The following is an 8,930-nucleotide window of genomic DNA, read 5'->3' as shown; positions in this document are numbered from 1 at the left end:
GCGGCTGCGCGGCTTCACGCTGGCGGGCGGCTTCCAGGGCGTCGGCTTCCGCCTTGGCCTTGGCTTCGGCGACTTGCTGCAGCTCGTCGAGGCGTTCCGGGGTGATCAGGCGCAGGCGCTGAACCAGCTGCTGCACCAGGTCGCGGCGCATTTCGGTGCGGATCATCGTGGCTTCTTCACCCGAACCGATCAGGTTGTTGCCGTCCTGCACGTAGAAGTTCTGCACGTCCAGCTGGTTGCTCATCAGCAGCAGGTTCTTGGAGCCGCGGATCTCGTAGGTGATCGAGGTGGTCAGTTCCAGTTCGGCGCTACGGGCCGCGCTGGTGTAGCTGGCGGTGCGCTGGGTTTCGCGCTCGTCACTGATGATCAGGCTGTACGGTGCGCCCGGGTAGACGCGCACGTCGTTGTACTCCAGGGCCGTCTTGACGTCCTTGACGGTGTTGCCATAGGCATTGCGTGCGCTGACGTCCAGCTCCTTGAGCGCGAACTCGGTGTCGCCGGTGCCGCGCAGCTGGAAGCCGCATGCGCTGAGCAGGGTCGCCAGGCCGATTACCAACAGATTCCGCTTCATCATCTTGTTATCCCCTTGTCGAGCTTGCCGGCGCGCCGCTGGGCGGTCGCGCCAAGCGTAATCAGTTGGCGACTATGTTGACCAGTTTGCCCGGTACCACGATGACCTTGCGAATGCTCAGGCCTTCGGTGAAGCGCAGGACGTTCTCGTTACCACGGGCCGCGGCTTCCACCTCCTCGCGGCTGGCGCTGGCCGGCACTTCGATCTGGCCGCGCAGCTTGCCGTTGACCTGGACCACCAGGGTCAGGCTGTCCTGCACCAGGGCGGATTCGTCGACCTTCGGCCAGCTGGCGTCGATCACTTCGCCTTGCTTGCCCAGTTCGCGCCACAGCGCATGGCTGATGTGCGGCGTGATCGGGGCGAGGATCAGGGCGACGGTTTCCAGGCCTTCCTGGACCAGCGCACGGTCCTGCTCGGTCGCGGTGGCGGCTTTTTCCAGCACGTTCATCAGCGTCATCACCTGGGCGACGGCGGTGTTGAACTTGTGGTGCAGGCCGATATCGTTGCTCGCCTGCTTGATGGCCAGGTGAATGGCGCGGCGGACGGCTTTCTGCTCGTCGTTGAGGCTGGCGACATCCAGTGCGCCCGGCAGGCCGGCGGCGACGTGGCCGTGGGCCAGGCGCCAGACGCGACGCAGGAAGCGGTTGGCGCCCTCGATGCCGGCGTCCGACCACTCGCAGCTCATGTCGGGCGGCGAGGCGAACATCATGAACAGGCGGCAGGTGTCGGCGCCGTAGGCGTCGATCATCGATTGCGGGTCGACGCCGTTGTTCTTCGACTTGGCCATCTTCTCGGTGCCGCCGATTTCCACCGGCAGGCCGTCGCTCTTGAGCTTCGCCGAAATGATCTTGCCCTTGGGATCGCGCTCGACTTCGACGTCGGCCGGGTTGAACCAGTCCCGGCCGCCGTTATCGGCCAGGCGGTAGTAGGTCTCGGCGACCACCATGCCCTGGGTCAGCAGGTTCTTGAACGGCTCGTTCGAGTTGACCAGGCCTTCGTCGCGCATCAGCTTGTGGAAGAAGCGCGCGTAGAGCAGGTGCAGGATCGCGTGTTCGATACCGCCGATGTACTGGTCCACCGGCAGCCAGTGATTGGCCGCGGCCGGGTCGACCATGCCCTTGTCGTACTGGGGCGAGGCGTAGCGGGCGAAGTACCAGGACGACTCCACGAAGGTGTCCATGGTGTCGGTTTCGCGCTTGGCCGGTGCACCGCATTTCGGGCAGGTGCAGGTGTAGAACTCGGGCATTTTCGCCAGGGGCGAGCCTGCGCCGTCCGGCACCACGTCTTCAGGCAGGACCACCGGCAGCTGGTCTTCCGGCACGGGCACATCGCCGCAGCTGTCGCAGTGGATGATCGGGATCGGGCAGCCCCAGTAGCGCTGGCGACTGATGCCCCAGTCGCGCAGGCGGAACTGGGTGCGGGCCTGGCCGAGGTTCTTCTTCAGCAGGGCCACTTCGATGGCGTCGAAGGCGCCGGGGAAGTCCAGGCCGTCGAATTCGCCGGAGTTGATCAGCTCGCCGTGCTCGCCATAGGCGGCCTGCCACGGTGCAGGCGTTTCATCGCCTGCGGCGGTGCGGACCACGGCCTTCACCGGCAGGTTGTACTTATGGGCGAACTCGAAGTCGCGCTCGTCGTGGGCCGGAACGGCCATCACCGCGCCGTCGCCGTAGTGCATCAGCACGTAGTTGGCGACCCATACCGGCAGCTTCTCGCCAGTCAGCGGGTGCTCCACGAACAGGCCGGTCGGCAGGCCTTTCTTTTCCTGGGTGGCGATGTCGGCTTCGGCGACGCCGCCGCGCTTGCACTCGTCGATGAAGGCTTGCAGCTCGGCAGCCTTGTCGGCGGGCAGGCTGGTCAGGGCGATGCCGGCCAGCGCGTGTTCGGCGGCCACGGCAACGTAGGTCGCGCCCATCAGGGTGTCGGGACGGGTGGTGAAGACTTTCAGCGCGCCCTCGGTGCCGATGCTGGCCACGTCGTAGGGGAAGCTGACTTCCATGCCACGGGATTTGCCGATCCAGTTGCGCTGCATGGTCTTGACCTGTTCCGGCCAGCCATCCAGTTCGTCCAGGCTGCTCAAGAGTTCATCCGCGTAGGCGGTGATCTTGAAGTAATACATGGGGATTTCGCGCTTCTCGATCAGCGCGCCGGAACGCCAGCCGCGGCCGTCGATGACCTGCTCGTTGGCCAGGACGGTCTGGTCGACCGGGTCCCAGTTGACCGTGCCGTTCTTGCGGTAGATCACGCCTTTCTCGAACAGGCGGGTGAACAGCCATTGTTCCCAGCGGTAGTAGTCCGGCTTGCAGGTGGTCACTTCGCGGGACCAGTCGATGGCCAGGCCCAGGCTCTTGAGCTGGGTCTTCATGTACGCGATGTTTTCGTAGGTCCACTTGGCCGGCGCGACCTTGTTCTTCATGGCGGCGTTTTCCGCCGGCATGCCGAACGCGTCCCAGCCCATCGGTTGCAGCACGTTCTTGCCCTGCATGCGCTGGTAGCGGGCGATCACGTCACCGATGGTGTAGTTGCGCACGTGCCCCATGTGCAGCTTGCCGCTCGGGTAGGGGAACATCGACAGGCAATAGAAGGTGTCCTTGCCGGGCTGCTCGCTGACTACAAAGGAATTCTGCGCGTCCCAGTGGGACTGCGCGGCGGCTTCGATTTCGCGTGGCTGATACTGTTCGTGCATGGCTACTGGCGCTGGAGAATGGAGGCGTTCGGGAAACGCCGTAGCATACATGACCCCCCTTGACTGAGGGAAACCCTGATTGCAGGCCAGGCCGTGCCGGGTGCGGCGGATGCCGCCGTTTGTCGCGGCTTCTCACCCGGCGGAGGCGGACCGCTAAGCTTGTAGTAGGGCTGCAGGGGCGAGCCCTCATGAGGTGAATGGATGGGTGAACTGCGACGAGCAGAGGCGTGCGGCGGTCTGTACGAGCGGCTGTTGCAACGCCTTGCCCTGGCGCTGGATGAGGCCGACAACCTCAATCGGCTCTCGGGCGAGCCGTTGCGTGAGCTGGAGTTGAGGGACCTGACCTCGGCCGAGCTGGAGCTGATCCGCGCTTACCTGGACCGTGACCTCGAATGGCTGCGCGGCTGGCATGCCGCCGCCGAGGAGCTGGCGCTGATCGAGCAGTGGCCGGCAGCCCGCACCGCCAAACCGTCACGCCCCGCACTCAAGTCCGGCGCCAAGGTGCTGGGTCGCTACAAGATCCTGCCCAAGCGGCGCATGCCGCTGCATTGCGCGCTGTGCGGCGCGGCGGCCGAATGGCAGGCCGGGCGCGGCGTGCAGGCCTGCCTGGCCTGCGGTTCACAGCTCTTCAGGGTCGGCAGCCCGCGCTGATACTTCTCCTTTCCGAGCCCGGGTCGGCTCTCTGATAGGCTTGGCCGGTCAGGGAGAGAACCGATGCCGATTCGCTACATGCTCAAACAGATCTTCATGCCGCCAGGCGTGCTGTTCCTGCTGCTGGTGCTGGCCTGGTGGACGCGTCGGCGTTTCCCTCGTTTCGCCGCCACCTGTTTCGTGGCGGGGCTGGGCGGTCTGTGGGTCATGAGCCTGCCGGTCTCCGTCGAATGGGCGGCGCGCCTGCTGGAACGCGAGCCGGCGTTGGTCGAGGCGCAGTGGGGCACGCTGGCGCAGCGGGCCGATGCGATCGTGGTGCTCGGTGCCGGGCGCGCCCAGGGGGATCCGGCCTGGAACGGTGATCAGCCGAGCCTGCTGGCGCTGGAGCGGATGCGTTACGCCGCACGCCTGAGTAAGGCGTCCGGTCTGCCCTTGGCGGCCACCGGCGGTCTGCACTTCGGCCAGCCGCCCAGCGAGGCCGCGCTGATGGCGGAGGTTCTGGAGGAGGATTTCGGCGTGGCCGTGCGCTGGCGGGAAGAGGCGAGCCGCACCACCTGGGAGAACGCCCAACTGAGTGCCGCCCTATTGCAGCCGCAGGGTATACGTCGGGTGTTGCTGGTGACCCAGGCCTGGCACATGCCCCGGGCTCGCTGGTGCTTCGAGCAGGCAGGGTTCGAGGTGATCGCGGCACCGGTGGGATTTCTCGGCGTGCCGAACGGTCGCCCGTTCGGGGGCTGGCTGCCGGAGGGCAAGGCGCTGTGGCAGAGCGGTCTGCTGCTCAACGAGGTGATTGGGTTGGCGCTCTATCCCGTGCTTAACGGCACGCCCTGAGTGTGCGAGGACGGGCAGCGTGATGCTGCCCGCCCGTCACCGGTGTCAGACAGTCTTGGCCATGCGGCTGGCCAGCAATGCCCAGCCGAACAGCAGCGCGCAGAGAATGACCATCGGCCAGGCGCGCCATTGCAGGTACGGTGTCAGGTGCTGCATCGGCTGGACCTCGCCATACATCACGCCTTGCTCGAACTGCGGCAGCTGCTCGGTGATGTGTCCGAACGGGTCGATCAGTACGGTGATGCCGTTGTTGGTGGCGCGGATCATCCAGCGGCCGGCTTCCAGCGCACGCATCTGCGCCATCTGCAGGTGCTGCAGGGGGCCGATCGAACGGCCGAACCAGGCATCGTTGCTGACGGTCAGCAGCAGGTCACTCCTGGCCGCCAGTTCCGCCGCGAACTCGGGGTAGACCACCTCGTAGCAGATGTAGGTCGCGATCCGGTAACCCTTGGCTTCCAGCAGCGGCTGCTCGGACGGGCCGCGGGCGAAATCCGACATCGGCAGGTTGAAGAATTCGATCAGGCCGCGCAGCACTTCCTGCAGGGGCACGTACTCACCGAACGGCACCAGCTTCTGTTTCAGGTAATCGCCGCTGCCCTGGCCGATCACGCTGACGGCGTTGTAGTAGCGCATCTCGCCGCGCTCGTTGGGTTGGCGCAGCGGCACGCCAGTGATCAGCGCGGCCTGACGGTCGCTGGCGAAGCGGTCCATCACGCTGAGGTAGCCGATGGCCTGTTCCTTGAGCACTGGCACGGCGGTTTCCGGCCAGACGATCAGGTCGGTGGGCTCGGCGCTGAGGCTCATGTCACGGTAGCGCGCCAACTGGGCGTTGAGCTGCGCCGGGTCCCACTTGAGGTTCTGCGGGACGTTGCCCTGCATGGCCGCCACCTTCAGTGGCTGGCCGGCGGGTTTGGTCCAGGCGTGGCCACTGAAGGCGATCCCGGCGACCCAGGGCGCCAGCAGCAGGACGATGCCGGCCGCCAGGAAGCGTTTGTCCGCGCGCAGGCGCGGCAGGTTGACCAACAGGGCGGCGCTCAGGGCCAGGCTGAACGACAGCAGCCACACGCCGCCGATCGGGGCGAGGCCGGCCAGTGGGCCGTCGAGCTGGCTGTAGCCGGCGTAGAGCCAGGGGAAACCGGTGAGAAACCAGCCACGAAAGGCTTCCTGAGCTAGCCACAGGGCGGCGAAGGCCAGGGCATCGGCCAGGGGCGCTTCGACCCGGCGAATCCAGCGCGCCCAGAGCCAGGCGGCAAGGGTGAAGAACAGGCCCAGTCCGGCGACGAAGCCCAGGGTCAGGAAGGCGGCCAGGGGCGGTGACGCGGCGCCGTAATCGTGAATGCTGACGTAGACCCAGCTGGTGCCGGCGGCGAACAGGCCGAAACCGTACCACCAGCCGCGCCAGGCGGCCTGGCGCGGTTGCAGGTCGCGCAGGCCCAGGTAGAACAGGGCGATGGACAGGATGGCCAGCGGCCACAGGTCGAAGGGGGCGAGGGCCAGGGTGGTGATGGCCCCGGCCACCAGGCTGATCAGGTTGCCCGGCCAGCCGGGGCGGGTAATCCAGTGCATTGAGCGCAGGTCCTTGGAGAACGGTGGCGCAAGGGTAGAGGGGAATGCGAAAGGGGGGAAGGGCGAGATGCCCGGGTCGCATTCATCACGGCGCCCCGGGCCTGCTTCTCAAGATGCTTAGCGGGTCAGCGGGGTCAGGCGCAGCAGGTGGATGCGGCGGCTGTCGGCGTTCAGCACGCGGAAGCGGAACTCGCCGATCTCGGTCATTTCGTTGCGCTTGGGCAGGTGGCCGAAGGCGCTCATCACCAGGCCGCCGACGGTGTCGAACTCGTCGTCGGAGAACTCGGTGTCGAAGGCTTCGTTGAAGTTGCTGATCGGGGTCAGCGCCTTGACCAGGAAATCACCGCTGGGCAGCGGTTTGACGTAGCTGTCTTCCTCGACGTCGTGCTCGTCCTCGATGTCGCCGACGATCTGCTCCAGCACGTCTTCGATGGTGACCAGGCCGGCGACGCCGCCGTACTCATCGATCACCACGGCCATGTGGTTGTGGTTGGCGCGGAACTCGCGCAGCAGCACGTTCAGGCGCTTGGACTCGGGGACGAAGGTCGCCGGGCGCAGCATGTCCTTGATGTTGAAGTTCGGTTGCTCGCCCTGAAGGATCAGCGGGAGCAGGTCCTTGGCCAGCAGGATGCCTACGACGTCGTCGAGGGTTTCGCCCACCACCGGATAGCGCGAATGAGCCGCTTCGATCACCGCTGGCAGGAATTCCCGGGGCGTCTGGGTGGATTTGATGCTGATCATCTGCGAACGCGGAACCATGATGTCGCGTACTTGCAGATCTGCCACCTGGATGGCGCCTTCAACGATGGACAGCGCCTCGGTGTCGAGAAGTTTGTTCTGGTGGGCGTCGCGCAGAACTTCCAGCAGTTCCTGGCGGTTTTTCGGCTCGTGAGCAAAAGCCTGGGTCAGTTTGTTCAACCAGGACTTCGGCTCGTTGCTCGATCGGTCTTCGCTCATGAGTGTTTACTCGGGGTCCTTGCTTGTGGGCAATCAGTCGTCGGCATACGGGTCGGGATGACCCAGTTCTGCGAGCAATTTACGTTCCAGCGTTTCCATTTCCTCGGCTTCTTCATCCTCGATGTGGTCGTAGCCGAGGAGGTGCAGGCAGCCGTGAATCACCAGATGGGCCCAGTGGGCTTCCAGGCTTTTGGCTTGTTCGTGCGCTTCGCGCTCGACCACCGGGGCGCAGATGACCAGGTCGCCGAGCAGAGGGATTTCCAGCAGCGCAACACCGTCCAGCTCGTCAGGCAGGTCGGCGGGGAACGACAGCACGTTGGTGGCGTAGTCGCGCTGGCGGTAGGTGTGGTTCAGCTCGCGGCCTTCGGCCTCATCCACCAGGCGGATGGTCAGCTCGGAGTCGGCGCTGCGCTGGCGCAGGGCCAGTTCGCACCAGGCGCGGAACTGGGCTTCGGTGGGGAGCAGGTCGGCCTCGCTGGCCACCTGCAGGTCCAGTTCAATCATCGCGGCGTGCGCCTGGATCGTTATCGGCTGTCGTGTGCGGACGGAGTGCCTGCTGGCGTTCGTCGTAGCGCTCGTAGGCTTCGACGATGCGTTGCACCAGTGGGTGGCGGACCACGTCCTTGGGCTGGAAGTGGGTGAAGCTGATGCCCGGCACGTCCTTGAGCACCTCGATCACGTGCTTCAGGCCGCTCTTGGTGCCGCGCGGCAGGTCGACCTGGGTGACATCGCCCGTGATCACGGCGGTGGAGCCGAAGCCGATCCGCGTGAGGAACATCTTCATCTGTTCCAGCGTGGTGTTCTGGCTTTCGTCGAGAATGATGAAGCTGTTGTTCAGGGTGCGGCCGCGCATGTAGGCCAGCGGGGCAACCTCGATCACCTGCTTCTCGATCAGCTTGGCCACCTGCTCGAAGCCGAGCATCTCGTACAGCGCGTCGTAGAGCGGGCGCAGGTAGGGGTCGATCTTCTGCGACAGGTCACCCGGCAGGAAGCCGAGTTTTTCGCCGGCTTCGACCGCCGGACGCACCAGCAGGATGCGGCGAATCTGCTCGCGCTCCAGGGCGTCCACGGCGCAGGCCACCGCCAGGTAGGTCTTGCCGGTGCCGGCCGGGCCGATGCCGAAGTTGATGTCGTGGTCGAGAATTGCCCGGACATAACGCTGCTGGTTGGCGCCGCGCGGACGGATCATGCCCTTGCGCGTACGCAGGGCCACGCTGGCCTCGACGGTGGGGCTGGCCAGTTCTTCGAGGCCGGATTCCTGCAGGAACAGGTGCACCATGTCGGGGGACAGTTCGGTGCTCTGGGTCTCGCGGTACAGGCGCTTGAGCAGCTGTTCCGCCGAAGAGGTCTGTTCCGGGGCGCCGAGCAACTCGAACTGGTTGCCGCGGTTGCGGATTTCGATGGCCATGCGTTGTTCGATCAAGCGCAGGTGCTCGTCAAACTGCCCGCAGAGGTTGGCGAAGCGACGGGCCTCGAAGGGTTCGAGGACAAAACGATGCGGTTCTATGGGTGCGTTCAAGGTCTTGGGATGGCCGCCAGTCGGCTGGGAGAGTGAACTGAAGAATAACCCCAGTGGCCGGAAGGGGAAAGCTCGGGCTGCTGGGGGAAACGGGACAGGACGTCGCGGGCCGCGCGTCGCCAAGCGGCGAACCCGGCCCGGGGCATGGTCTC

General features: G+C 65.7%; 8 protein-coding genes. 2 read left to right on the top strand and 6 right to left on the bottom strand.

Annotated elements, in window-relative coordinates:
* Positions 1-574: LPS assembly lipoprotein LptE (lptE, locus tag N5C28_RS06030; RefSeq protein ID WP_279821056.1), on the bottom strand; the 574-nt coding region annotated here is incomplete at its 3' end.
* 58 nt (positions 575-632) lie between these two features.
* On the bottom strand, positions 633-3,254 hold the full coding sequence (gene leuS, locus N5C28_RS06025) for a leucine--tRNA ligase (RefSeq protein ID WP_279821055.1): 2,622 nt from the start codon (positions 3,252-3,254) through the stop codon (positions 633-635).
* A gap of 201 nt (positions 3,255-3,455) precedes the next feature.
* Between leuS and N5C28_RS06020 the strand changes: the two genes are divergently transcribed.
* Complete coding sequence (locus N5C28_RS06020) at positions 3,456-3,905, top strand: hypothetical protein (protein ID WP_279821054.1); 450 nt, start codon at positions 3,456-3,458, stop codon at positions 3,903-3,905.
* A gap of 63 nt (positions 3,906-3,968) precedes the next feature.
* The gene (locus N5C28_RS06015; protein WP_279821053.1) at positions 3,969-4,736 is read left to right on the top strand and encodes a YdcF family protein; all 768 of its coding nucleotides are present in this window, start codon (positions 3,969-3,971) and stop codon (positions 4,734-4,736) included.
* Between the two features lie 45 nt (positions 4,737-4,781).
* On the opposite strand, the gene lnt is transcribed toward N5C28_RS06015, so the two are convergent.
* The 4 genes from lnt to N5C28_RS05995 form a co-directional block, all read right to left on the bottom strand.
* Entirely contained in the window at positions 4,782-6,302 is a 1,521-nt protein-coding gene (gene lnt / locus N5C28_RS06010; RefSeq protein WP_279821052.1) for an apolipoprotein N-acyltransferase, read from the bottom strand.
* Between the two features lie 117 nt (positions 6,303-6,419).
* On the bottom strand, positions 6,420-7,259 hold the full coding sequence (locus N5C28_RS06005; RefSeq protein ID WP_279821051.1) for an HlyC/CorC family transporter: 840 nt from the start codon (positions 7,257-7,259) through the stop codon (positions 6,420-6,422).
* A 33-nt stretch (positions 7,260-7,292) separates the two neighbouring features.
* Positions 7,293-7,763, bottom strand: coding sequence for an rRNA maturation RNase YbeY (gene ybeY / locus N5C28_RS06000; protein ID WP_279821050.1), 471 nt, complete (start codon positions 7,761-7,763; stop codon positions 7,293-7,295).
* Entirely contained in the window at positions 7,756-8,778 is a 1,023-nt protein-coding gene (locus N5C28_RS05995) for a PhoH family protein (RefSeq protein WP_279821048.1), read from the bottom strand. The genes ybeY and N5C28_RS05995 overlap by 8 nt, the downstream gene beginning before the upstream one ends.
* Between the last annotated feature and the right edge of the window lie 152 nt (positions 8,779-8,930).

This window comes from Pseudomonas sp. GD03944 (assembly GCF_029839275.1).
GTDB lineage: Bacteria > Pseudomonadota > Gammaproteobacteria > Pseudomonadales > Pseudomonadaceae > Aquipseudomonas.
Note: the sequence above shows the minus strand (reverse complement) of the source record. Positions and strands in the feature narration are given on the sequence as shown.